Source organism: Methylophaga sp. UBA2012, from assembly GCF_002335235.1.
In the GTDB taxonomy this organism is placed as follows: Bacteria; Pseudomonadota; Gammaproteobacteria; order Nitrosococcales; family Methylophagaceae; genus Methylophaga; species Methylophaga thalassica.
This window is the reverse complement of sequence record NZ_DDCG01000014.1, coordinates 71,447-95,262: the sequence shown is the minus strand read 5'-3', so window position 1 is coordinate 95,262 and position 23,816 is coordinate 71,447. Positions and strand designations below refer to the sequence as shown.

Below are 23,816 nucleotides of genomic sequence, written 5' to 3'. Positions count from 1 at the left end.
CGTTTACAGGGCTTTCTCAACAGCAGTCAGCACGTCATAAGTGCTTGGCAAGCCACTGTCACGTAATTTTTTGAGTGGTAGTGACACAGAACTATCACAGCGGAAAGTACGACCGACATGATCAATACCAGGAACACCCACCGGGATAAAGACTTCAGGCTCATTATCAAATGTCATACCAGAGCGGCCTAAAACAATTGTTGGTGCGTCTGTTTTTGGTGGCGTTAATTGGGTATTGAAACTGGAAATCCAAACCAGACAATCCACCTCGCCTTCATCCAACATGCGTTGTCCACGGTTCAAATACGGATCATAGTCGGGCATATTGCGACTGAAGCTGGTTCGCATTGGGTAACCTGCCTGCCAGGATGACACAGCATTCACCGTTGTATCCCCATCCTTACCGCCTAACATCAAACCATTGCAGCGTGTTTTTTCATTGACCTCTTTGATCATTTCACACAGGTTTTGAATAGTGGCTTCAGCGTGATCCATGCTCATTTCAGAACCAGACCAGGTCAGAACAGAATATTTAGCAGCTTTAATTTTTTCAGCCAAATTGGCAAGTTCTGATACAACAATACCACCAACTGTTTCAGCCTGAACAGATTTACCTTTTACCAGAGCACGTAATACTGAAATCACCTCGGGTAAATCATCTGTATCGCAAGGCAGAACAGCTGCTTTTTTACCTGCTGGTGAGGTGGAAGCATCACCTGAAGGCGCCTTACCTAGATAAATCACTTCGCGAGATTCAATATCCTGGCCGAACATACTTTCTTGTGGCCAGACCATGCGTTCATAAAAACGGGGAAAGCCTTTTTCAATATCACTACTGACAACGATAAGTAAATCTACACGATTTCTGACTTCGGTCAGCGTGGTTGTCATATAGCCGGTGTCTTGCAGCACCAGAATATTTTTAAAGGCATTATCAGAATAAAAACTGTCAACTGTTGCCCGTGTCGCATCAGCCACGGCCATCGCTGCACGAGCACCGTTTAAATCAGTAGCCATACCACTAATCAGCGGCTGTTTGCTTGATTTCAGCAAACTCGCGATATGGTTAACTGCTTGTTCAAATGAAACATCCTGACCTTTTATTCGTGGTGAAAGATCGGTTATCGGTGTCTCAAAGCCTGGTTTGGTGACCGCATCGCCATTTTCTCTCACCGTGACAGTATTGCCTTTAACTTCAATGACTAAATCATCGGAAGCAATACCACAAAAAGGACTCACTACATCTTCAAAGATGTGAGCTGCTGTATTGTCCGTCATGTCGGTGTCCTCAATTACTCAAATTACAAAACTGAAATCAGTAGCGCTTGATAATAAACAGCCGGGACCATGACAGTCACGAATTAATTCAACTTTCTATTATCAATTATGTTTGGCTCGCAAAAGTAGTGAGTCAATATTGTTATCACGTAACTGCTTCTGCAATGCATCAGCTTTACTACGCCCAGCAATAGGACCCACCTGAACGCGATGCCACGTATCTTTATTGTCTATAGTAACGCTCTGAACTTTAGACTCAATACCTAATAAGGCTAATTTGGCCCTGAAACCATCAGCGTCACTTGCCCGCTTGAACGAGCCAACTTGCAACATATAACTGACATCAGCTTCAGCAGAGGGTTGCGTTTCACTGCCCGTTTCACTACCAATAGTGGCTTCTGCTGCATCTGAGTCATCAGAAGGCGAAGTCACGATAGGCTGAGACCCCTGATTTTTTTTATCCACCATGACTTCCATCTCAGGAAGTAAGGTATAAAAATCAAATGTGGGTTCCACCCCTTCTTTTTTTGCAGGCTTTTGTTTTTGCTTCGACTCGGTTGTTTTTACACTGCCAGACTTATCTGCTGGAACATTATCTTTGAGATGCAATAAAAACATCACAAATGCGCCTACAGCAAAGCTCAATAACATCGGCCCCCATGGCAGGGAGCGTGATGATGAATCGTTACGTGTATTTCTTTTTGCCGCCAATGTTCAACCTCTTACATAGACTCAGGCGCAGAAACACCCATAACAGACAATGCATTTTTAATCACTTGTCTGACTGCAGATACAAGTAATAAACGAGCCTGACTCAATTCCATATCATCCACAATAAACTGATGTGCATTGTAGTAAGTGTGGAAATCACGAGCTAAATCAGTAAGATAATGTGCCAGTAGATGTGGTGTATGGTTTAACGCGGCTGTTTCCAGAAACTCAGGATAACGCGATAACATGCTCATCAGAGCTTCTTCATGAGGCTCAGTCAACTTAGCTAAATGTTGTTTTGCCGCTTCTGCATCCCAGTTGTGTCCACGTTCAGCCAGTTGTCTAAAAACACTGCAGACACGTGCATGGGCATACTGGACGTAATACACCGGATTATCGTTGCTCTGTGATTTGGCCAGTTCCAGATCAAAATCCATATGCTGATCAGCACCACGCATTACATAAAAGAAACGCGCTGCATCTTTGCCAACTTCATTGCGTAATTCACGAAGAGTGACAAACTCACCACTGCGAGTAGACATACCTACTTTTTCAGTTCCCCGGTACAGCACAGCAAATTGCACCAGCAAGACATTTAATTTATCCGCATCAAGCTGCATTGACTCCACAGCCGCTTTAACACGCGGAATATAACCATGATGATCAGCACCCCAGATATCAATGATGCGATCGAAGCCACGTTGATATTTATTGAGGTGATAAGCAATATCAGAAGCGAAATAGGTGGCCTGACCATTATCACGCACAACAACGCGATCTTTTTCATCACCAAAATCTGTGGATTTAAACCACCATGCACCTTTGTCCTGGTAGAGATGACCAGCTTGTTTCAGCATTTCAACAGCTTTATCTACATCACCGGATTCAACTAATGAACGCTCAGAAAACCATTCATCATATTCGGTACCAAACTCAGCCAGATCATCACGAATGTCATTGAGGATGGCATTTAAGCCTTTATCAAAAACAATCCGATAATTGGCTTCACCTAATAAGCTTTTGGCTTTATTGGTTAAGGCATCAATATGCATTTCTTTATCGCCGCCATCAGGTTCATCAGCAGGGATATCCTCAAAAACCTGACTGGCAGACAGCAAAAATTGATTTCCATACTCCGTTTTTAACTCTGCGGCGATGGTGCGAACATATTCACCTTGATAGCCATTACATGGGAAGGTAAACACTTCACCACATTCATCAAGGTAACGAAGCCAGACACTAGTAGCCAGAATATCCATCTGGCGGCCAGCATCGTTGACGTAATATTCACGATGCACATCAAAGCCAGCGGCAGATAACAGACTACTAACAACAGAACCATAAGCTGCACCACGCCCATGACCGACATGTAAAGGACCTGTTGGGTTAGCTGAGACATATTCAACTTGTACTTTTTTACCCTGACCTACCTGGCTTAAACCGAACTTTTCACCCAGGTCAAGCACATCTTTGATGACTTGTTGATTCGCTTCAGCAGAGAGGAAAAAATTAATAAATCCAGGTCCGGCAATTTCGACGTTTGTGACAAAGTCGGTTTTAGGTAATGCTTCGAGAATTTCTGTCGCAATTTGTCGTGGATTCATTTTGGCTGGTTTTGCCAACATCATCGCAATATTTGAAGCAAAATCACCATGAGATTTATCTTTGGTTCGTTCTATCTGAATCTCAGGTAGATCAAACTCTAAAGCATGTTTCTGAGTAAATGAAGATAAAGCCTGACCAAGCAGGTTTTTCAGTTGATTTTTCAACGTTGATGAACCTTGAATGCAATTTGAATAGTGTCGCGCATTTTACCCGATCATCCGCTTGGATTACATCCTTGTTTCGTTATCGTTTTTAGGTGGTAAATATGTTTACAAAAGATCGACTGGATCAATATCAATTGACCAACGTACTTTTCTTGCCAGTTTATGCCGTGAAATCACACTGATATGTCGATCCAATAACTGATGTAAGGGTTTTCGATGTGCGCTACTCAATAATAATTGCGCTCTGAACCGCCCTCCCTTTTTTTCCATAATGGCTGGAACCGGTCCCAAAATCAGAACCTCCTCTGACGCATGTTGATGACATTGTGCGCTGAACTCTTGTAAAAACGCTGTTGCTTGTTCTCTATCAGAAGATTCAGCGCGGATAACCGCCCAATTCGAAACCGGCGGTAATTCCATATCAATACGTTCTTCCAACAAGCTTTCTGCTGTTTTCTTATAGCCGTTTTTGATGAGGTTTTTCCAGAAAATATGCGCAGGTTGTTCTGTCTGAATTAATACCTCGCCTGACTTATCTCCACGCCCGGCTCTGCCTGTGACCTGGGTAATCATTTGTGCCAGATTTTCTGTGGCTCTGAAATCAGCACTATACAATCCCTGATCAGTATCGAGAACACCGACGAGAGTAACATCATGAAAATCATGACCTTTTGCCAGCATTTGTGTTCCCACCAGAATTCGGGCTTCCCCTTGTTTAATATCAGCAATCAGATCTGAAAAAGCGTTCACTCTCTGGGTAGTATCTCGATCGACCCTAATAACCGGTGTTTCAGGAAAAAGTTTTTGCAAGTGCTGTTCAATTTTTTCCGTGCCAGCACCATAACTTTTCAATGACTTTGATTCACATTCAGGACATTCTTCAACTAATCGCTGAATAAAACCACAATGATGACAAAACAAAATATTGCGATGCTGATGAACCACCATTCTTGCATCACAATGTTTACATTTAGCCTGCCAGCCACAGTCATGACACATCAAAACGGGGGCATAACCACGTCGGTTGATAAACAAAATAATCTGATTTCCCGCATCCAGATGTTTTTTGATTGCTTTGAGTAAGACATCGCTAAAGCCATGTTCAGGATTTGCTTGACTGTTATCGACTAAACGTACCGCTGGTAATTGAGCATTACCTGCTCTTTGTGTTAACTCAAGCAATTGAAAACGTTGTTTTTTTACTTGGTACAAGCTCTCTAGTGACGGTGTCGCACTGCCCATGACGATCGGTATATTGTATTTTTGAGCTCTAATCAGAGCGACATTTCTTGCATGATAACGTAAGCCATCTTGCTGTTTATAGGAACTGTCATGCTCTTCATCGATGACGATAAGTCCAGGGTCAATCAATGGGGTGAAAACGGCTGAGCGTGTACCGATAATCACATTTGCTAAACCTTGTTTTGCTAATAACCAGGCTTGTTTTCTTTCTTTATCTGAAACGGCAGAGTTCAGGATGACTATGGTCGTGTTCAGTCTTTTTTTAAATCGTTCAACAAACTGTCCTGTCAGACCAATTTCTGGAATAAGTATTAATACTTGTTTATTGGTTTTTAACACTCTTTCGGTTAGCTCAATATAAACTTCTGTTTTACCGCTACCGGTTATTCCTTCCAATAAAAAGGGCTGAAATTCTTCTTTTTTTTGCCAAACGTTTTCTACAATCTGTTGTTGTTGCAGATTCAGTATTAAATCAACATTCAGTTCATTACTTGGAATGGGTAATTTTGCTTTTTGTTGTTGTGATATCAAGCCTGCTGTTTCAAGCGCTTTGAGAGAACTGCTGACATTCCCTAAATACTGTTTAAACATCGACTGGCTGATACCGTCAGCATAATCTTCTAGTAAATCCAGACACTGTTGTTGTTTTGAACCCATTTTTTTATCGACAGTTATGTCTGTTCTGAACCACCACGTTTCTTTATCAAGTTCTGCTGGTTTTCCTGTTCTGAGTAATTTGGGTAAAGCTGTCTGAAAACATTCACCAAGAGGATGGTGATAATACCGACTTACCCAAAGTAATGTTTGCATTAATTCATCTGGAATTAATTTTTTGTCATCTAACTTTTCTTCGATCGCTTTCAACTTAGTGATATCTGTATCGCTTTTAACTTCACTCAGTTTTACAACAATGCCGGTGCAGAGTCGGTTGGCAAAGTTTACTTTTACCCGAGCACCTATTTCCCATTCGGAGATAGGTAAGTCTGAGGTGTAATCAAACAATTGTCTGAGAGGACACGGTACGCTAATGTGAAGTATGCAAGTCATTAATTAAACATAAAGAAAGAAAGATATTTTTTTAGTGATGTTAATGATTTATGCCTGTGGATTGTTGGATAGTTCTTATTACAACATATAAATCAGATTGTTATCGATGTTTACACTTGTTGATAACTTTAAAGCTGCGCAGACTAAATCCTGTGGATAAAAACTGTAGTTATCCACAGGTAAAGTTATCCACAGCTTGTGATCGATCTTATAGGGATCTTATACAGCACTTATTATGAGTAAAATTTGAGCCTATTATTAGGTTAAAAATGTGTTTGGAGAATGAATGAAAATAGCAATGATTGTGGCGATGGATGAACAAGGTGTGATTGGCAAAGACAATGATTTGCCATGGAAAATCTCTGCAGATTTACAGTTTTTTAAACGAACCACCATGGGTAAACCCATTATCATGGGAAGAAACACGCATGAATCAATTGGTAGACCACTACCTGGTCGAAGAAACGTCGTTGTGACGTCACAAGATGGTTATATTGCTGAAGGTTGTGATGTTGTTCATTCATTGGAGCAGGCATTTTCTTTATGTGAAAATGCTGAAGAAGTGATGATTATGGGAGGAGCATCGCTGTATAAACAATGTTTTCCACTGTGTGACAAACTGTATATCACACAAGTCCACACCACCATTGATGGTGGTGATACCTGGTTTCCTGACTGGGATCGTTCTGACTGGAAACTGGTGAGTTCAGAAGACCATAAAGCCGATGAAAAGAATCAGTATGATTATAGCTTTATGCTATTTCAGAAGATTCAGAACAGATGATTTGTAATGCGTGCTGTAAGTGTTCTGCAGCTTCGTAGCCTAAATCAGTGAGATAACCCCCATCATGTTGGCTGATGAGTCCTTTTTTATATAAATTTTCAGTGGCATCGATCATTTCTTGTCTGGCGTTGTGATGAACTTTAATGCCTGCTTGAGTGCTGTTTAACGGGAATTGAAGTAATACTTCGATTTCTTCTATTAGATATTGTTTGATTGTCATGATCTGAGCCTTTTGCTGTTTTTATGGATTTAAAATAGCATAAAGGGTGAAATTCATTTAGGTATTTGTGAAATATATCGGAATATTTTCTTTTGTATAGAAATATGATGGACTTAGCTAGAATCTAGCCGTTATATAACAATAAAGACAGTAAGGGAGAAACAACAATGGCTGCTCCAGTAATTACCGATAACCCACTTTACCAATTACTACGTGATGGTAAGGTTCAAGAATTTAACCAACGAGTTGCTGCCGGTGAGCAGGTAGATTTAAGGGGATGCGATTTTAGGCACTTAACCTTAGTTGGTTTGCTAGCAAAAGGTCTGGACTTTTCAAATAGCTATTTTCGTCAAGCAGATTTGAGGGGGATAGACTTTACGGAATGTGTCAGCATGGAAGGTGCGAGCATTCATGGTGCAAAAATTTCCGGGGTCTATTTTCCTAAACAATTTGAAGCCGAGGAAATTTTACTTTCTTTACAACATGGAACACGAATGCGTTACAAGGCTTAGATTTCTTGCTGTTTTTTTGGTAAAAACCGTGCGCTGAATAATCCCATCTCAAATAATAGCCAAATGGGGACAGCAAGTAAGGTCTGAGAAATCACATCCGGGGGCGTGAGTAACATGCCCACTACAAACGCCCCCACGATGATGTAAGGCCGTTTTTCTTTCAAGGCCTCCACCGTTGTCGCTTGAGTCCAGATAAGCAAGACAGTGGCAATAGGGACCTCAAAGGCCAAACCAAAGGCAAAAAATAGTTTTAAAACAAAATCCAGATAACTACTGATATCTGTCATCACTGCTACGCCTTCAGGAGCAGCTTGCGTCAAAAAAGCAAAGATCAGTGGAAACACCGCGTAATAAGCGAAAATAATTCCTAAGAAAAATAAAATGGTGCTGGCAAACAGCAGTGGGAATACCAGCTTTTTTTCATGTGAATATAAGCCTGGTGCAACAAAGGCCCACAGTTGATATAACAAAACTGGAACAGCCAACAGAATGGAGATGCTCAGCGTCAGTTTAAAGGGGGTCAAAAACGGGGAAGCGACCTCGGTCGCAATCATGGTGCTGCTCTCTGGTAATTGCTTTAAGAGCGGTTCGGACAAAAAGTGGTAAAGGTCATTAGAAAAAGGCAGTAAACATAAAGCGATGACCAGTACAACTAACACGCCTTTTAGCAAACGATCCCTAAGTTCAACCAGATGTGATATCAATGGTTGTTGATCGTTATTATCCATCTTTTTTATCTGTCTCTTCGGTGTTTTCTGTTTTTTTCTGGCTTTCTAAGCTTTCATCAATATGAATTGTTTGATTCATATCAGACATGGTTTGATTGGTTTTATTCAGAGCATCTTTAAGCTCTTGTGCCCGAAGCTCTCTTGAAATATCGGTTTTTATGGCGTGCAAAGAAGCCTGGGCTCGCCCTATCCATAATCCTGTCACTCTGATGAGTTTAGGCAGCCTTTCCGGGCCGACAACAATCAGTGCCACAAGAGCAATAACCAAGATTTCCCAGAATCCAATATCAAACATGGCAAATACGCCGATTTAGCTTAGTGAGATGTTTTATCTTTACTATCGCTTTTCTGTGATGACTCATGCGTATCATGGTGCTGAATTGAATCATGTTCACCTTTCTCGATGTCATCCTTGCCATCTTGCACTGAGTCTTTGAAGTTTTTTATGGCACTGCCTAAATCTCCGCCCAGTGAGCGTAATTTTTTTGTACCAAATAATAAAATCACAATGGCTAAAACAATCAGTAACTGCCAAATGCTAATACCACCTAACATGGTTATCTCCTAGTTAAATCCTGGCATTTTATCGCCGCCAAGGATGTGAATGTGCAGATGATCAACTTCCTGACCGCCACCCGGTCCGGTATTGATGATAGTTCTAAAGCCATTATCCAAACCTTGACTCTCTGCAATTTTAGGCAGACTGAGCATCATATGAGCAAGAAGTGAGGCGTGTTGCTGATTAGCGTGATCCAGTCTGGCAATATGCTGTTTTGGGATAACTAACAGGTGGACCGACGCTTTTGGGTTGATATCTTTAAAGACATAAATCAGCTCATCTTCAAAGATCCGGCTTGAAGGTATTTCACCTGCGATAATTTTGCAGAATATACAATCACTCATCATTTACTCCGGTTAGCCTTTTCTTCCAGGCCTGACAGGCCAAAACGTCTTGCAAGTTCGTCTAGCACCGCTTGAGTATCGATATCATTATGTGCCAGTAAAACAAGACTATGAAACCATAAGTCGGCAGTTTCATAGATGATTTCATCTTTGTTTCCACCTTTACCCGCGATAACGGTTTCTACCGCTTCCTCACCTAATTTTTTCAGGATTTTATCGGTGCCAGCAGCATAGAGACTAGCAACATAAGAACTGTCTGCATCTGCTGTTTTACGTTCAATAAGAACTTCACTCAGTTGTTTGATTATATCGCTCATGAATAGATATCTTTGGGATCTTTTAACACAGGTTCAACAGCTTGCCATTGACCCTCTTGAAGCTCATTAAAGAAACAGTGATGGCGGCCTGTATGACAGGCTATCCCGCCTTTTTGAATCACTTCAAGCAAGATGGCATCGTTATCACAATCCATTCTTATGGATTTAACGAGTTGTTGATGCCCTGACTGTTCCCCTTTATGCCATAACTTTTGTCGGGAACGAGACCAGTAAACAGCATGCCCTTTTTCTGCGGTCAGTTCTAAAGCGTCTTTGTTCATCCAGGCTAAAGTAAGTACTTGCTTGCTTTCAAACTCTTGTGTAATAACAGGAATAAGTCCATCGCTATTCCATTTTACTTGTTCTATCCAAGCTGTCATTTACAGTCTCACCTCAATACCCTGCGCTGCCATTTGTTGTTTTGCCTCTTCAACAGTGTGTTCACCAAAGTGGAAGATACTTGCTGCTAAGACAGCATCGGCATGGCCAAGTTTTATACCATCGGTTAAATCCTGAAGTTTGCCAACACCACCTGACGCAATAACAGGAACGTTCACCGCATCGCTGACTGCTCGCGTCAGTGCCAGGTCAAACCCTGATTTGGTGCCGTCTTTGTCCATACTGGTTAACAGAATTTCTCCAGCACCATAGTCGACCATTTTTTTAGCCCACTCAACAGCATCAATCCCTGTAGGTTTACGACCACCGTGGGTAAAAATTTCCCATTTATCAGTTTCGTTTTCAGTAGAGACTTTTTTAGCATCGATCGCTACCACAATACATTGTGAGCCGAATTTTTCTGCCGCTTCGCGAACAAATTCAGGATTATTAACTGCAGCAGAGTTGATGCCCACTTTATCGGCACCGGCATTCAGCATTCGGCGAATATCTTCAACCGTTCTTATTCCTCCACCAACAGTTAATGGAATAAACACCTGACTGGCTACAGCTTCAACAACATGGACCATTGTGTCACGTTCAGCATGTGTGGCTGTGATATCGAGAAAAGTGATTTCATCAGCGCCTTGTTGGTCGTAACGTTTAGCAACCTCAATTGGATCGCCGGCATCTCTGATATCAACAAACTGGACGCCTTTAACGACACGTCCACCATCAACATCAAGACAAGGAATAATGCGTTTCGCGAGAGCCATGGTTAGCTTTAAAACTCCAACGGCGGGTTTAATTTATCAGCCAGTTCCTGACCTTTTTTCAGGTCGATACTGCCTTCATAAATTGAGCGGCCTAAAATAGCCCCCATCACACCCTCGTCTTCACAAGCGCACAAAGATTCAATATCTTCATAGGAGCTGACGCCACCTGATGCGATAACGGGGATTTGAATTGCTCGAGCTAAGTTTCGAGTAGATTCAAGATTAAAGCCCTGCATCATGCCATCGCGGCTGATATCTGTGTAAATAATGGCTTCAACACCGTCTTGCTCGAATTGCTGGGCAATGTCGACGACATCATGATTGGATAATTTCGACCAGCCATCAATCGCGACTTTCCCGTCTTTAGCGTCGAGACCAACGATGATATGACCTGGAAATTCGGCACATACATCACCCACAAAATGGGGCGCATTGATCGCCTTGGTTCCCAGAATGACGTAGCGAACACCGGCGTGAAGATATGTTTCTATCGTTTCTTCATCACGAATGCCACCCCCGACTTGTACATCTAGCTCAGGAAATGTTTTGCAAACTTCATGGATAACTTCAGCATTAACCGGGTTACCAGCAAAAGCACCGTCTAAATCTACCATATGAAGTCTTTTGGCTCCCGCTTCTACCCATTTACGGGCAACGGCAACAGGATCTTCTGAAAACACGGTGTTATCTTCCATTCGCCCCTGACGCAAGCGCACGCAGTGACCTTGTTTGAGATCAATGGCAGGGATTAACAACATAATCTTACTCCGTTTGTTGATGTTGATTAGGACGACTGACCGTCCCAGTTTACAAAGTTTTCTAATAACTGCAGTCCGGCTCGCTGACTTTTTTCAGGGTGAAATTGGGCTGCAAAGATATTGTCTTTATACAGTGCGGCGGCAAAATCATCAGGATAGGCAGATGTGCCAGCGATAACACGTTTGTCTTCTGGAACAGCATAAAAACTGTGTACAAAATAAAACCGACTGTTTTGCTCTATGCCTTTCCACAACGGGTGTGGGCAGGTTTGATGAACCTGGTTCCATCCCATGTGTGGGACTTTGAGTTTTTCGCCATCAGCATTTTTAGCAGGCTGAAATAATTTGACTTCACCAGTGAAAATATCAAGTGTATTGACGCCATTATTTTCTTCACTATGAGTCAATAAGGCCTGCATCCCCAAGCATATTCCAAGAAAAGGCTTTTCCTGAGCAGCTTGTTTGATAACGTGTTCCAGTTCCAGATGTTTTAGTTCTGCCATACAATCACGTATTGCTCCAACCCCTGGAAATAAAACATGGCTGGCAGAAAGAATGGTTTGAGGATCTGACGTAACAACAACAGAGGCATTATTGGAAACTGCTTCCAGTGCTTTTGAGACAGAGCGTAAATTACCCATGCCGTAGTCAATCACTGCTATGCGATGCATGTTAAACCTGTTTATTTACTTAATAATTTATGGCTAATAATTCTTTTAAAAAGATTATAAAGCACCTTTAGTTGAAGGCAATTGTTCTAATGCGCGCTGATCCAATGAAACCGCCATTCTTAATGCACGACCAAATGCCTTGAAAATGGTTTCAGCAATATGATGAGCATTGCGGCCTTTTAGATTATCAATGTGTAGTGTAATGCCGGCGTGATTTACCAAGCCTTGGAAGAATTCGTAGAACAGGTCAACATCAAACTCGCCAATCTTATCGCGGGTAAATGTGACATCAAACTCGAGTCCAGGACGACCAGAAAGATCAAGTACAACGCGAGATAATGCTTCATCTAGCGGCACATAGGCATGTCCGTAGCGAACAACCCCTTTTTTATCACCCAATGCTTTTCTTAAGGCCTGACCGATTGTGATGCCTACATCTTCAACGGTGTGATGTGCGTCGATGTGTAAGTCGCCATTTGCTTTAACATTTAGATCAAACAAGCCATGACGGGCTATTTGATCCATCATGTGATCTAAAAACGGAACACCCGTTTCGGCATTGAATTGACCGCTACCATCCAGATTGATTGAAACTTCGATCTGCGTTTCCAGTGTGTTTCGCGCAACTGACGCGCTACGAGTGGTCATTTGATTTCCTGAAAATTAGTAATAAAAGGAGATAATAACTGTTTCGAACAAGGGTTTGAAGCGTTATTATAGTCAACGTTCACTATATAGGATTAGCAATGACCCAGTTAGGCAACGTTACCCCACTATTTCAGGACCTCGCTAAAGTCGAACATGAACATAATCTCGCTTGTCAGGAGTGTTCACTTTATCGTTTATGTTTGCCACTTGGTTTACACAATAACGACTTGATTCAATTAGATAAAATCATCAAGCGCAGTCAGAGTTATTCCCGAGGTCAGCCACTGTTTAGTACCCAGACACCGTTCAATTCTATCTATGTTGTTCGTTCTGGTTCCTTTAAAACAACGGTTTCTGCGGTTGACGGTCGCGAGCAAGTAACCGGATTTTATTTTCCGGGTGAGTTTGTTGGTCTGGATGCTATCTATGAACAGGCTTATCGTTCTAACGCAAAAGCATTAGAAAGCAGTAGTGTGTGTGAATTACCTTTCGATATGTTGCAAGAGTTGGGTACCAATATGCCTCAACTTCAAGTACAGATGATGTCACGTTTGAGTAAAGAACTGTCTGGTGATAAAAGTCTGATGTTTTTATTAGGCAAAAAAACGGCTGAAGAAAAACTGGCGACATTTTTATTATCTATTTCGCGTCGTTTCCAGGATCGTGGCTTTTCTGCACGTGAATTTCAGCTCAGTATGTCACGTGGTGATATCGCTAATCATTTGGGTCTGGCTGTTGAAACCGTCAGTCGGCTTTTTTCGCGCTTTCAGGATGAAGGCTTGATCGATATTCAAAACAAATCTATTTCTTTGCGTGACACTGAAAAATTAAAAACATTATGTGGGTAATTCCGGTAAAAATTCGTAAGCGCTCGCTTTATTGATCCAGGTCAATGCATTAACCCTACACCTCCGTAAAATTCAAACCATGTCTTACAGAACATAGTTTGTCCGAGGAGGAAAAAATGAAAACAACAACAGTTGCTGCAGCACTACTCACTACTTTAGGCTTGTCTACGCTTGCCGCTCCTGCCATGGCTTATGAAGCAGGTGACTGGTTAGTTCGTGGACGTATTATCAACGTTAATCCTAATGATGACAGTGGAACACTTACATTAAATGGTGTTGACCAAGGCACAAAAGGCGTTAGTGTTAACTCTGATACGGTTCCAGAGCTTGATATCACTTACATGCTCCATAAAAACTGGGGTGTAGAATTAATCCTAGGTTATTCAAATCACACTGTTAAAGGTGAGAAATCTTGGTCAGCTCTAGGTGATGTTATTGATACTAAAGTATTGCCACCTACTTTAACGCTGCAATATCACTTTATGCCGGACTCGAATATTAGACCTTATGTAGGTGCGGGTATTAACTACACCTATTTCTTCGATGAAGAAGTAGCAGGTAATGTTCTAGACCAGTCTGGTGCAAAAGTGAAACTGGATAGCTCATGGGGTTTAGCCGCACAAGCAGGTGTTGATGTGGCTTTAAATGATGACTGGTTTGTGAACTTTGATGTGAAATATATTGATATTGATACCACTGCACATTTCAAAAATACTGCAGCGGCAGCATCAGCAAAAATTGACGCTGATATCGACCCATTTGTTTGGGGTATTGGTATCGGACGCCGCTTCTAAGAAATTAATGTCCTCGTAGTGCTTGGCCCTCTTCGGAGGGCCTTTTTTTTATCTGTTGATTGGTCTAACTAAGCTTCTTAGATTGATACGTAAGATGAGTAGTAAGACAAAATAAATCACTGCTGCACCCACGATTAATCCAGATAAATGACTGGCTCGCTGTAAAGCATCCCACATTTCCCAGTTTTTATATACCGGATTCAAGGCGAATAAAAACAGCAATAAACCTGAATTAGCGATAATTAATTTCAATGAAAATCGTGCCCAGCCAGGGGGTGGTGAATAAACACCGCGCTTTCTTAAACCTTGATAAAGCAGGCCAGCGTTAAGTATGGCTGATAATGATGTCGCTAAAGCCAAGCCCACGTGCTCAAGATAGATCATCAGGATTATATTCAGCCCCATATTACTGATCATGGCAATGATGCCTATTTTGACAGGGGTTTTTGTGTCTTGTCTGGCGTAATAACCTGGTGCCAGGACTTTGATGAATATAAAAGGTAATAGCCCTAAGCCATAGGCCATTAAACTCAAAGAAGCTTTATGAGAATCGACGGTTGTAAATTCTCCATATTGAAATAATGTCATTAACAAAGGTTCAGCTAAATAAATCAGCCCTATTGCAGCCGGTGTTCCAATAAGAAACACCCAGCGTAAGGCCCAGTCGATAGTGTCTGAGAATTCTTCTGTGGTCTTGGCTGCATGTTTTCTGGATAGGCTCGGTAAAATAACAGTAGATAAAGCGATTCCAAAAACACCCAATGGAAACTCAACAAGTCGGTCTGAATAATACAACCAGGAAATACTGCCAGTAACTAAAAATGATGCAAGTAAGGTATCCAGTAGAAGATTTATCTGCGCAACGGAAACACCAAACATAGCCGGGATCATCAAGCGGATAATTTTCCTGACACCCTCACTTTTCCACCCCCATTTTGGCCTGGGCAATAAGCCGAGTTTTATTAAAAAGGGTAGCTGAAATAAAAACTGTACAAACCCACCTATAAAAACACCCCAGGCGAGACCTGTGACCGGTTCCTCTAATTTAGGTGATAACCATATCGCTGCTGCAATTAGCGATATATTAAGAAATACGGGGGTAAATGCAGGAATAGCAAACTTACCAAAACTGTTGAGAATTGAACCGGCAAGCGCCGTTAATGAGATAAAAAAGATATACGGAAAGGTGATGGTAAGAAGATTAGCTGCCAGGTCGGCTTTGATTGGGTCTTCTACAAAGCCGGGGGCGAAAATCATGATAATCACAGGTGCGGCAATCATCCCCACAGCCGTTATCATGGTTAGAATAACGGCTAAAGTGCCGCTGGTTTGTGCAATCAATTTCCGTAAGGGCTTATCACCATGTTCTTTAAATTCTGCAAGAACGGGAATAAAAGCTTGTGAAAAGGCACCTTCAGCAAAAAGTCGTCTTAAAAAGTTGGGGATCTTAAAAGCAACAAAGAAAACATCTGCGCCCAAGCCTGCACCGAACATTCTGGCAATGACAATATCTCTTACAAAGCCTAGTATCCGGGATAAAAAAGTCATCACACTGACAACTGCGGTAGACTTGAAGAGTTTTTCGCTCATGTTTTACTCACAACAGGGTTATATCTCGGCTGTACAAGGTTAAATAAAGATGTTTAAGCCAATTAAAAGTGTTAATTCTAAGGCTTTTTTAGCGTTATATCTTGTTATTACACTGATTATTTTAGTGTTGTGGCTAAGCAGAATGGAGTTTACGCAACCAGACAGGCGTGATATTCCTGACAATCTGAGAAAATTTCTTATCTCCCCTCCACAACTGATACCTCAGTTTGTATTGCAAGGCCATGAAAAACAGGTATTAACGAATGTCTCCCTCGACGGCAAATGGAGCTTTGTCTACTTTACACACCTATATTGTGAGCCAGAGTGTACTGTTGTCGTAAAAGTGATGCAGCATTTGCAACGTTTATTTGCTGGTTCCTCAATACAGTTTTTAATTATTAACTTTGGCGATAATACCGACACTGCTTCCCTTTCCTTTCCTGACTTAAAAACCTTTGGCGGTTCATCGGAAGTTATCGAATCTATCACTAAAAGTGTCGACTTTTTATATTTAGAGCCTGAGGAATATGAACACAGCTTGAAAGTTGAACAACAGCATTATATTTATCTGATTGATCCTCAAGGGCGTGCTTATGCTGTATTCAAACCGCCTTTTACTTCCTTAGCTATTCAAAAAATATTTTTTCAGATACGCGACTTTTATGCTCGTAGTGAGTAATTAGTATCTGCTAAAGCATCAGAAAATGTTTTTGCCAGCTGCTCTAAGGTCGCTGTTCTTCTGAAGCTTGGTCGCCATACTAACCCTATCTCACGCATAGCTTGTTCTTTATCAGCAGCTAAAGGAACAAGACGAATGTCTGAATGTATAACCATATCTGAATTTATCGCCATGTCAGGTATAAGTGTGATCCCTAATCCACTGGCCACCATTTCAATCAGTGTATATAAGCTTGTTGCCTGAACGCTTTTACGTTGAGCTGATGCGGGTAATTGGCAAGCACTCAATGCGTGCTCTCGCAAACAGTGTCCTTCTGCTAATAGTAATAATTCATTAATAGGTAATTCATCAGCGCTCAACTTATCCTTATCGGCTAAGGGATGATTTTGTGGTAATGCTATCCAGAAGGGTTCTTTTGCAAACTCTCGATGTGTTAATCCGCGAGTATTGTATGGAAATGCCAATACAGCGACATCGATACTACCTGTTTCCAATTGATCTAACAGACGTTCTGACTGGTCTTCTATTAATACTATCTCAAGATCTGGCAATTGTTTTCTGACAGTGGGTAAGACTTTTGGCAATAAAAAAGGACTTATTGTCGGAATGATGCCAATTTGAATTCGACCAGATAATGGGTTCTTCTCCGATAAAGCAAGGTCAACAAGGTCTTCAGTCAATGATAGTATCTGTTGTGCTCTGCTGGCGATTTCTTCTCCGATCGGGGTCGGTAGTACTTTTCGGTTTGTCCTCTCTAATAAAGACACTTCAAGTAACTGCTCTAAGTCCTGAATACCGGCACTTAAAGTTGATTGTGTGACAAAGCATTTATCGGCAGCATGTCCAAAGTGTTTCTCTTCCACCACAGCAGTTAAATATTGCAGTTGTCTTAATGTCGGTAGTCGCATAATCGATATTTCCGTTTATTATCTTTATATTGATTTATAGCATAAATATTATATCTGCTAAACCTAATCTATTACTTTATCGACTTGCAGTAACGCTAATAGTTTTATTATTGTCTATTGACGAGGATTGATTGAGCGCAAACTCTTCAATTTTGTTAAGATTCTTTACTCATAATAACTAGATTTTATTCTCAAATACTCGGAGTTTTAGAATGAAGAAATGGCAATGTATTGTTTGTGGTTTTATCTACGATGAAGCAGAAGGTTTACCTGAAGAAGGAATTGTCCCTGGAACAGCTTGGGAAGATATTCCAGAAGACTGGGAATGTCCTGAATGTGGTGTTGGCAAAGACGATTTTGAAATGGTAGAAATCTAGAAGTTTCTTTTGTCCAAATCAAACGCCTTGATCTTATAGATAAATGGGTTCTATGTACATGAACATTAGTTCACAGAAGTGTTCTATTTATTGTTTTGTCGTAAATGATAACAAAATATGAGGTTATTGATTTCTTTTGCTGTTCAGAAATAATTGTTTGGTCGTATAAGATTACTTGTGCTTTCACACCTGACCCTCGCTCATTTTCGTAATATTAGTTCTGCTACTCTATCCCCCTCTGAAGGTATTAACCTAATTCTTGGGGAAAATGGATCTGGTAAAACAAGTATTCTTGAAGCTCTACACTTACTTGCCATGGGTAGATCATTTCGATCGCGTCATCTGAAAAATATTGTCCAGCTAGAATATTCTCAATTTACGCTTTTTGCGCGTTCCTCTGAAATGACACCGGTTGGACTGTTATATGATATCCAGTCAGGGCTGCAAATTCGTTTGAATAATGCCCCGCTTAAAAAGTTATCAGATTTGGCAGTTAACACTCCTCTACAATTTATTTCTGCAAATTGTCACCAGTTTTTTGAGTTAGGCCCAAAATTTCGTCGCAAGATGATAGATTGGGGTATGTTCCACGTGGAACACAAATTTAATTATCACTGGCAAACGTATAAAAAAGCGCTACTTCAGAAGAATGCAGCATTAAAAAACAAAAAGTCTAGAAATGAGACTGAACTATGGAATCAATATTTAATAAAGCATGGTTTAATTATAACGGACTATCGTGAAGCTTATTTAGATAAGCTCGTTAGTGTTTTTGAGCCATTATTCCATAAGCTCTGTCCATCGCTGAGTGACTGCAAGTTTACCGTCAAGTACAACAAGGGTTGGAGTAAGGAAAAATCTTTAGCCGAAATCCTGGATGAAAATTATGAGCGTGATCGGATTATGGGCTATAGTCGCAATGGTCCACATTCTGCCGATTGGACATTACGTATTAATGATGCCTCTGCTGAAGAAATGCTTTCTAGGGGACAGCAAAAATTGTTTTACCTGGGCCTATGCATGGCACAAATAATCATTTTACTGAACGAAAAAGATGTCAAAAACACGGTTTTATTGATTGATGATCTAAGCTCAGAGCTGGATTGGAACCATCAAATAACAGTCATAGATACACTACGAAATCTACCTGTACAGAGTTTCATAACGAGTACAAATAGCGAACTCGCATCATTAATCAATACAGACAAAGAAAAAGTGTTCCACGTGAAACAAGGTGAAATGATAGCTTCATAATGAGACTGTCAACAAACCTGTATAAGTAGTAGAATAGAAGGTTATTCAGCACATCCTCCATTTGGCCAGGAATAGTTTGATTATGACAACGGAAAAAAACAACAACACTTACGACTCTTCGAATATAAAAGTCCTAAAAGGACTTGATGCAGTTAGAAAAAGACCTGGTATGTACATCGGTGATACCGATGATGGCACAGGATTGCACCACATGGTTTTCGAGGTGTTAGATAATGCAATTGATGAAGCGTTAGCCGGTCATTGTAGTGAAATTCAGGTGCGTATACATCCAGATGATTCAGTATCAGTCATTGATAATGGTCGTGGCATTCCTGTCGACATCCACGAAGAAGAAGGTGTTTCTGCTGCTGAAGTTATCATGACGGTTCTTCATGCTGGCGGTAAGTTCGATGATAATTCATACAAAGTGTCAGGTGGACTTCACGGTGTGGGGGTTTCTGTTGTTAATGCATTATCCAAAAAGCTGGCAATGGAAATTCATCGGAATAACAGAGTTTATAAACAAACCTATACACATGGTGTACCCGACTCGCCATTAACAGATGTTGCAGACACAGAGATAACAGGAACAAAAATTCAGTTCTGGCCAAGTGAAGAAACATTCACTAACGTGACGTTTGACTACAATATCTTGGCAAAACGTATCCGTGAATTAGCTTTTCTGAATTCAGGTGTAAAAATCGTTCTAACCGATGAGCGTAATGAAAAGACAGAAACCTTCTTTTACGAAGGTGGTATCACTGCTTTTGTTCAGCACCTTAATAAGAACAAAGATTTGATCCACGAAAATATTATCAAGATATCAGGTGTGCGTGATGATGTTGCTGTCGAGTTATCGATGCAATGGAACGATTCATATCAAGAAAATATTTATTGCTTTACCAATAATATTCCGCAACGTGATGGTGGTACACACCTAGCTGGATTTCGTGCAGCCCTGACCAGAACCTTAAATCAATATATTGAAAGTGAAGGTTTGGCGAAAAAGTCTAAAGTCACAACAAGTGGTGACGATGCTCGCGAAGGCTTAACAGCAGTGCTATCGGTTAAAGTCCCGGATCCTAAGTTTAGCTCTCAAACAAAAGATAAGTTGGTGTCGTCAGAAGTAAGAACAATTGTGGAATCTTATGTGAATGAGTTTTTCCACGATTTCTTAATCGAAAATCCTACCGATGCTAAATTAATCGCCAATAAAATGATTGACGCCGCCCGTGCTCGGGATGCAGCAAGAAAAGCGAGAGAATTGACACGCCGAAAAGGTGTATTAGATATTGCCGGACTACCAGGTAAACTAGCAGACTGCCAAGAGAGAGACCCTGCCCTATCAGAATTATTCTTAGTGGAAGGGGACTCGGCAGGTGGTAGTGCCAAACAAGGCCGTGACCGTCGTACACAAGCGATATTACCGCTGAAGGGAAAAATTCTTAACGTAGAAAGAGCGCGTTTTGACAAAATGATCAGCTCTGCAGAAGTCGGAACATTAATTACGGCTTTGGGCTGCGGTATTGGTCGTGATGAATATGATCCTGAAAAGCTCAGATATCATCATATTATTATCATGACGGATGCTGACGTTGACGGTTCACATATTCGTACGCTTCTACTGACATTCTTTTATCGTCAGATGCCCGAGTTAATAGAGCGTGGCCATGTTTATATTGCACAGCCACCTTTATATAAAATTAAAAAAGGGAAACAAGAACGTTACGTAAAAGATGATGCTGAGATGGAGCGTTATCTTACTGAAGTAGCATTAACGAATGCGAAATTATATCCGGCAGAAAATGCTCAACCGATTGAAGGTACTGCACTGGCGTCTCTAGTAACGGAATATCAAACGGTCAATTCAATTATTGGTAGATTGTCTAATCATTATTACCCTGCGTTTCTGGATAAATTGGTGTACGAGCCTCAGATTCCAGACATGAATGATGATGCGGCGATTAATGCATGGCTAGCAAATATTGAAGTTGCTTTAAACAAAGGACTGCCGACAGGTACACAATTTAAACTGAGCATCAAACGTCAGGAAAATGAGCCCGTCGGTACCATTAATATTAGCTATAGCAGACATGGTATCAGCACAGACTATCACGTACCGGGTGAATTCTTTGATAGTACTGAATATCAGAAGATTTTAGTATTTTCTAATAAAATCAATGGTTTGTTCGGTGATGGTGCACGGGTTGAACGTGGTGAAAGACAACAAGAAGTCAGTTATTTCTCACAAGCGGTCACTTGGTTGTTAGCCGAAGCCAGACGAGGGCAACATGTCCAGCGCTATAAAGGTCTGGGAGAGATGAATCCTGATCAATTATGGGAAACCACAATGGATAAGTCTAAACGTAGACTACTTCAGGTAAGAATCAATGATGCTATTGCAGCCGATGAAACATTCAACACGCTGATGGGTGATAATGTTGAACCGCGTAGAGAATTTATTGAAACACATGCATTACAGGTCTCGAATCTGGATATCTAAATCCAGGAATCTTTCCTGATTAAATAAGTCATACAGCCGATAGGTTGTGTGACTTTTTTATGCATAAAAGAAAGTGAAGGAAACGGTATGTCCGAAACTGAAAATCAGTATGACTTGGTACAAAGAATCTTGCATTGGTTAATCGCACTGGCGATATTAGCGATGATTGCTATTGGGCTGTATATGGTTCAGCTTCCCAAAGAATGGGAATTACCGCCAGGCCAGGAGAGTGTAAGGGCGTTTTGGTTTTTATTGCACAAGTCACTCGGTATAAGTGTCGCTGTTCTCATTGTGCTGCGCATAGCGTGGCGATTATCACACAAAGCACCACAACTACCCTCTTACATTCCATCGTGGCAACAGCGGCTTTCTGGTGGCGTTCATGGGCTATTATATGTATTGATGGTTGCTATGCCTTTCACCGGATATCTTCAGTCAATGTACAGCAAATACGATACTAAGCTCTGGGGCATTGTGTTACCCAGGCTGGCTGAAGCGGATCCTGATATGAGAGAGTATTTCAGTGAAATACATGAAATTCTTGCATTTACATTGATCGCTATACTAGTCATTCATATCGGCGCAGCAGTAAAACACCGCCTTAGTGGTAATACTATTAATCAGCGAATGTCATTATTTTCCAGAAAATAAATAATGAGGCATCTCGGAATAAAAAAGGCCCTGACAGGGCCTTTTTTTATATCGTTAAGCGAGAAAAGAGGCTTAATGAAGTTTGATTTTAGGATGTACGCTACGTCTAAAGATATGTGATAACGACAGCATCGCTACACGGAAAGGCCCAAATAAGGCTACCTGATGCATCTTATACAGCGACAGATACATGAGACGCGCCATAAAGCCCTCAATCATCAAACTACCTTTGCTCAGGTTGCCCATCAGGTTACCAACAGTACTGTACTTACCAAGAGAGACCAGAGAACCGTAATCATGATATTCAAATTCAGGTGCTACCTTACCTGCCATCCTGTTACGTATTGACTTGTATACAACAGATGCCATTTGATGGGCTGCTTGCGCGCGTGGTGGAACATTTTCATCGTGACCCTGCCATTTACATGCACAGCAATCGCCAATGGCGTAAATATCATCGTCAAGAGTTGTTTGCAGTGTCTGTCTGACAACAAGTTGATTCATCCAGTTAGTTTCAAGTCCAGCGATATCTTTCAGGAATTCAGGTGCTTTAATACCTGCAGCCCAGACTTTTATAGATGCAGGGATGGTTTTGCCACTCTCAGTAAATATGGCCTTATCGTTGACTTCTACGACGCGTTCCCCGGTGAGAACATCAACCCCCAGTTTTGTAAGTTCACTGGTGGTCGCTGCTGATAAGTTTTCAGGTAAACCTGGCAAAACACGGTTTGCCGCTTCGATGATACTAATTTTCACGTCCTGAGGTTGCACTTCATCCAGCCCATAAGCCGTCAGTAAGTGAGAAACCTCATGCAGTTGAGCACTAAGTTCGATACCAGTAGCCCCCGCGCCGACAATCGCGATGTTTAGCTGGCCTTCGTCTAGCGGTTTGCCTTGCGTATGCGCGCGCAGATAAGCCTCAAGCAGTTTATTCTGGAAAGATTCAGCTTGCTTAGTTGTATCGAGGAACAAACAATGATCGCGGACGCCTTTTATACCAAAGTCATGGCTTACACTGCCGACAGATATCACAAGATAGTCATATTCAAATTCACGACGAGGAATAATCTCAATACCATCGGGGTTGAGTGTTGGTGCAAGAGATATTGTTTTGCGGTTTCTGTCGAGGCCATCCATTTTGCCAAGACGGAAGCGGAAACCGCTGGCGTTTGCCTGACTCAGGTATTCAATTTCGTCTTCGTGAGAATCGAGTGTGCCTGCTGCAACTTCATGAAGAAGTGGTTTCCAGATGTGAGTGTGCGTATTATCGACAAGCGTAATTTCAGCCTTGCCCTTTTTACCCAGTTTTTTGCCGAGTTTAGTGACCAATTCAAGGCCACCTGCTCCACCACCGACAACCACAATTTTTGGAATACTGTTAGACATTCGCAAAGGCTCCAATCTGACGCAAAATTACAATGAGTTATCGATTTTAACGTAAAAAACCTTATAAAACCTATCTTATTTTTA

The 23,816-nt window shown here is 41.3% G+C and carries 27 protein-coding genes; 9 read left to right on the top strand and 18 right to left on the bottom strand.

Annotated features, from left to right (window positions below; all coding sequences use genetic code 11):
• Nucleotides 1-3: 3 nt before the first annotated feature.
• The 4 genes from B2248_RS11110 to B2248_RS11095 all read right to left on the bottom strand — a co-directional run bounded on the left by B2248_RS11110 (nucleotide 4) and on the right by B2248_RS11095 (nucleotide 6,047).
• Nucleotides 4-1,278: a formylmethanofuran dehydrogenase subunit B gene (locus tag B2248_RS11110; RefSeq protein WP_273179222.1), complete on the bottom strand. Its 1,275-nt coding sequence runs from the start codon at nucleotides 1,276-1,278 to the stop codon at nucleotides 4-6.
• 102 nt (nucleotides 1,279-1,380) lie between these two features.
• Nucleotides 1,381-1,989 carry an SPOR domain-containing protein gene (locus tag B2248_RS11105; protein WP_007144231.1) on the bottom strand — a complete coding sequence of 203 codons (609 nt, stop codon included), beginning with the start codon at nucleotides 1,987-1,989 and terminating at the stop codon, nucleotides 1,381-1,383.
• A gap of 11 nt (nucleotides 1,990-2,000) precedes the next feature.
• Nucleotides 2,001-3,758: an arginine--tRNA ligase gene (gene argS, locus B2248_RS11100; RefSeq protein WP_273179220.1), complete on the bottom strand. Its 1,758-nt coding sequence runs from the start codon at nucleotides 3,756-3,758 to the stop codon at nucleotides 2,001-2,003.
• Between the two features lie 105 nt (nucleotides 3,759-3,863).
• Nucleotides 3,864-6,047 (bottom strand): primosomal protein N', encoded by a 2,184-nt coding sequence (locus tag B2248_RS11095; RefSeq protein ID WP_273179218.1) that lies wholly within the window; start codon nucleotides 6,045-6,047, stop codon nucleotides 3,864-3,866.
• Between the two features lie 286 nt (nucleotides 6,048-6,333).
• Between B2248_RS11095 and folA the strand changes: the two genes are divergently transcribed.
• Nucleotides 6,334-6,831, top strand: a complete 498-nt coding sequence (gene folA, locus B2248_RS11090; protein WP_273179215.1) for a type 3 dihydrofolate reductase — start codon at nucleotides 6,334-6,336, stop codon at nucleotides 6,829-6,831.
• Here the strand turns inward: folA and B2248_RS11085 are convergent.
• Nucleotides 6,800-7,051: a TIGR02647 family protein gene (locus B2248_RS11085; RefSeq protein WP_007144235.1), complete on the bottom strand. Its 252-nt coding sequence runs from the start codon at nucleotides 7,049-7,051 to the stop codon at nucleotides 6,800-6,802. The two genes, folA and B2248_RS11085, sit on opposite strands and share 32 nt — an antisense overlap.
• A 167-nt stretch (nucleotides 7,052-7,218) precedes the next feature.
• Here B2248_RS11085 and B2248_RS11080 point away from each other — a divergent pair, with 167 nt between their 5' ends.
• Nucleotides 7,219-7,563 carry a pentapeptide repeat-containing protein gene (locus B2248_RS11080; RefSeq protein WP_007144236.1) on the top strand — a complete coding sequence of 115 codons (345 nt, stop codon included), beginning with the start codon at nucleotides 7,219-7,221 and terminating at the stop codon, nucleotides 7,561-7,563.
• Here the strand turns inward: B2248_RS11080 and tatC are convergent.
• Genes tatC through hisB form a run of 10 tightly spaced genes read right to left on the bottom strand, consistent with a single transcriptional unit; the run spans nucleotide 7,560 to nucleotide 12,742 of the window.
• Nucleotides 7,560-8,291: a twin-arginine translocase subunit TatC gene (tatC, locus tag B2248_RS11075; RefSeq protein ID WP_273179211.1), complete on the bottom strand. Its 732-nt coding sequence runs from the start codon at nucleotides 8,289-8,291 to the stop codon at nucleotides 7,560-7,562. The two genes, B2248_RS11080 and tatC, sit on opposite strands and share 4 nt — an antisense overlap.
• Entirely contained in the window at nucleotides 8,284-8,586 is a 303-nt protein-coding gene (gene tatB / locus B2248_RS11070) for a Sec-independent protein translocase protein TatB (RefSeq protein WP_007144238.1), read from the bottom strand. The genes tatC and tatB overlap by 8 nt, the downstream gene beginning before the upstream one ends.
• 20 nt (nucleotides 8,587-8,606) lie before the next feature.
• Entirely contained in the window at nucleotides 8,607-8,846 is a 240-nt protein-coding gene (locus B2248_RS11065; protein ID WP_007144239.1) for a Sec-independent protein translocase subunit TatA, read from the bottom strand.
• A gap of 9 nt (nucleotides 8,847-8,855) precedes the next feature.
• On the bottom strand, nucleotides 8,856-9,194 hold the full coding sequence (locus tag B2248_RS11060) for a histidine triad nucleotide-binding protein (RefSeq protein ID WP_040576129.1): 339 nt from the start codon (nucleotides 9,192-9,194) through the stop codon (nucleotides 8,856-8,858).
• Nucleotides 9,194-9,511 carry a phosphoribosyl-ATP diphosphatase gene (locus tag B2248_RS11055; RefSeq protein ID WP_007144241.1) on the bottom strand — a complete coding sequence of 106 codons (318 nt, stop codon included), beginning with the start codon at nucleotides 9,509-9,511 and terminating at the stop codon, nucleotides 9,194-9,196. Before B2248_RS11055 ends, B2248_RS11060 begins: the two co-directional genes overlap by 1 nt.
• On the bottom strand, nucleotides 9,508-9,891 hold the full coding sequence (hisI, locus tag B2248_RS11050; protein ID WP_273179206.1) for a phosphoribosyl-AMP cyclohydrolase: 384 nt from the start codon (nucleotides 9,889-9,891) through the stop codon (nucleotides 9,508-9,510). Before hisI ends, B2248_RS11055 begins: the two co-directional genes overlap by 4 nt.
• Nucleotides 9,892-10,665, bottom strand: a complete 774-nt coding sequence (gene hisF / locus B2248_RS11045; protein ID WP_273179204.1) for an imidazole glycerol phosphate synthase subunit HisF — start codon at nucleotides 10,663-10,665, stop codon at nucleotides 9,892-9,894. It lies immediately after the preceding gene.
• Between the two features lie 8 nt (nucleotides 10,666-10,673).
• The gene (gene hisA, locus B2248_RS11040; RefSeq protein ID WP_007144244.1) at nucleotides 10,674-11,423 is read right to left on the bottom strand and encodes a 1-(5-phosphoribosyl)-5-[(5-phosphoribosylamino)methylideneamino]imidazole-4-carboxamide isomerase; all 750 of its coding nucleotides are present in this window, start codon (nucleotides 11,421-11,423) and stop codon (nucleotides 10,674-10,676) included.
• Between the two features lie 26 nt (nucleotides 11,424-11,449).
• Complete coding sequence (gene hisH / locus B2248_RS11035) at nucleotides 11,450-12,094, bottom strand: imidazole glycerol phosphate synthase subunit HisH (protein WP_273179201.1); 645 nt, start codon at nucleotides 12,092-12,094, stop codon at nucleotides 11,450-11,452.
• Nucleotides 12,095-12,148: 54 nt separating this feature from the next.
• Nucleotides 12,149-12,742, bottom strand: a complete 594-nt coding sequence (gene hisB, locus B2248_RS11030; RefSeq protein ID WP_273179200.1) for an imidazoleglycerol-phosphate dehydratase HisB — start codon at nucleotides 12,740-12,742, stop codon at nucleotides 12,149-12,151.
• 98 nt (nucleotides 12,743-12,840) lie between these two features.
• Here hisB and fnr point away from each other — a divergent pair, with 98 nt between their 5' ends.
• Both fnr and B2248_RS11020 read left to right on the top strand, forming a co-directional pair.
• The gene (gene fnr / locus B2248_RS11025; RefSeq protein ID WP_007144247.1) at nucleotides 12,841-13,590 is read left to right on the top strand and encodes a fumarate/nitrate reduction transcriptional regulator Fnr; all 750 of its coding nucleotides are present in this window, start codon (nucleotides 12,841-12,843) and stop codon (nucleotides 13,588-13,590) included.
• A 116-nt stretch (nucleotides 13,591-13,706) separates the two neighbouring features.
• Nucleotides 13,707-14,384 carry an OmpW/AlkL family protein gene (locus tag B2248_RS11020; RefSeq protein WP_273179197.1) on the top strand — a complete coding sequence of 226 codons (678 nt, stop codon included), beginning with the start codon at nucleotides 13,707-13,709 and terminating at the stop codon, nucleotides 14,382-14,384.
• A gap of 48 nt (nucleotides 14,385-14,432) precedes the next feature.
• Here the strand turns inward: B2248_RS11020 and murJ are convergent, their stop codons facing one another.
• The gene (murJ, locus tag B2248_RS11015; RefSeq protein ID WP_273179194.1) at nucleotides 14,433-15,974 is read right to left on the bottom strand and encodes a murein biosynthesis integral membrane protein MurJ; all 1,542 of its coding nucleotides are present in this window, start codon (nucleotides 15,972-15,974) and stop codon (nucleotides 14,433-14,435) included.
• A gap of 49 nt (nucleotides 15,975-16,023) precedes the next feature.
• Here murJ and B2248_RS11010 point away from each other — a divergent pair, with 49 nt between their 5' ends.
• Entirely contained in the window at nucleotides 16,024-16,653 is a 630-nt protein-coding gene (locus tag B2248_RS11010) for an SCO family protein (RefSeq protein WP_007144251.1), read from the top strand.
• On the opposite strand, the gene B2248_RS11005 is transcribed toward B2248_RS11010, so the two are convergent.
• A complete protein-coding gene (locus tag B2248_RS11005) occupies nucleotides 16,635-17,561 on the bottom strand; it encodes a hydrogen peroxide-inducible genes activator (RefSeq protein WP_007144252.1) in 927 nt (308 codons plus the stop codon). The genes B2248_RS11010 and B2248_RS11005 overlap by 19 nt on opposite strands.
• A 212-nt stretch (nucleotides 17,562-17,773) precedes the next feature.
• Between B2248_RS11005 and rd the strand changes: the two genes are divergently transcribed.
• The 4 genes from rd (at nucleotide 17,774) to B2248_RS10985 (ending at nucleotide 22,346) form a co-directional block, all read left to right on the top strand.
• On the top strand, nucleotides 17,774-17,938 hold the full coding sequence (gene rd, locus B2248_RS11000) for a rubredoxin (protein ID WP_273179189.1): 165 nt from the start codon (nucleotides 17,774-17,776) through the stop codon (nucleotides 17,936-17,938).
• A gap of 177 nt (nucleotides 17,939-18,115) precedes the next feature.
• On the top strand, nucleotides 18,116-19,192 hold the full coding sequence (gene recF, locus B2248_RS10995) for a DNA replication/repair protein RecF (RefSeq protein ID WP_273179187.1): 1,077 nt from the start codon (nucleotides 18,116-18,118) through the stop codon (nucleotides 19,190-19,192).
• A gap of 82 nt (nucleotides 19,193-19,274) precedes the next feature.
• Nucleotides 19,275-21,695 (top strand): DNA topoisomerase (ATP-hydrolyzing) subunit B, encoded by a 2,421-nt coding sequence (gyrB, locus tag B2248_RS10990; RefSeq protein WP_007144255.1) that lies wholly within the window; start codon nucleotides 19,275-19,277, stop codon nucleotides 21,693-21,695.
• Between the two features lie 87 nt (nucleotides 21,696-21,782).
• Nucleotides 21,783-22,346, top strand: coding sequence for a cytochrome b (locus B2248_RS10985; RefSeq protein WP_007144256.1), 564 nt, complete (start codon nucleotides 21,783-21,785; stop codon nucleotides 22,344-22,346).
• A gap of 72 nt (nucleotides 22,347-22,418) precedes the next feature.
• Here the strand turns inward: B2248_RS10985 and B2248_RS10980 are convergent, their stop codons facing one another.
• On the bottom strand, nucleotides 22,419-23,732 hold the full coding sequence (locus B2248_RS10980) for an NAD(P)/FAD-dependent oxidoreductase (RefSeq protein ID WP_273179184.1): 1,314 nt from the start codon (nucleotides 23,730-23,732) through the stop codon (nucleotides 22,419-22,421).
• Nucleotides 23,733-23,816: the final 84 nt, after the last annotated feature.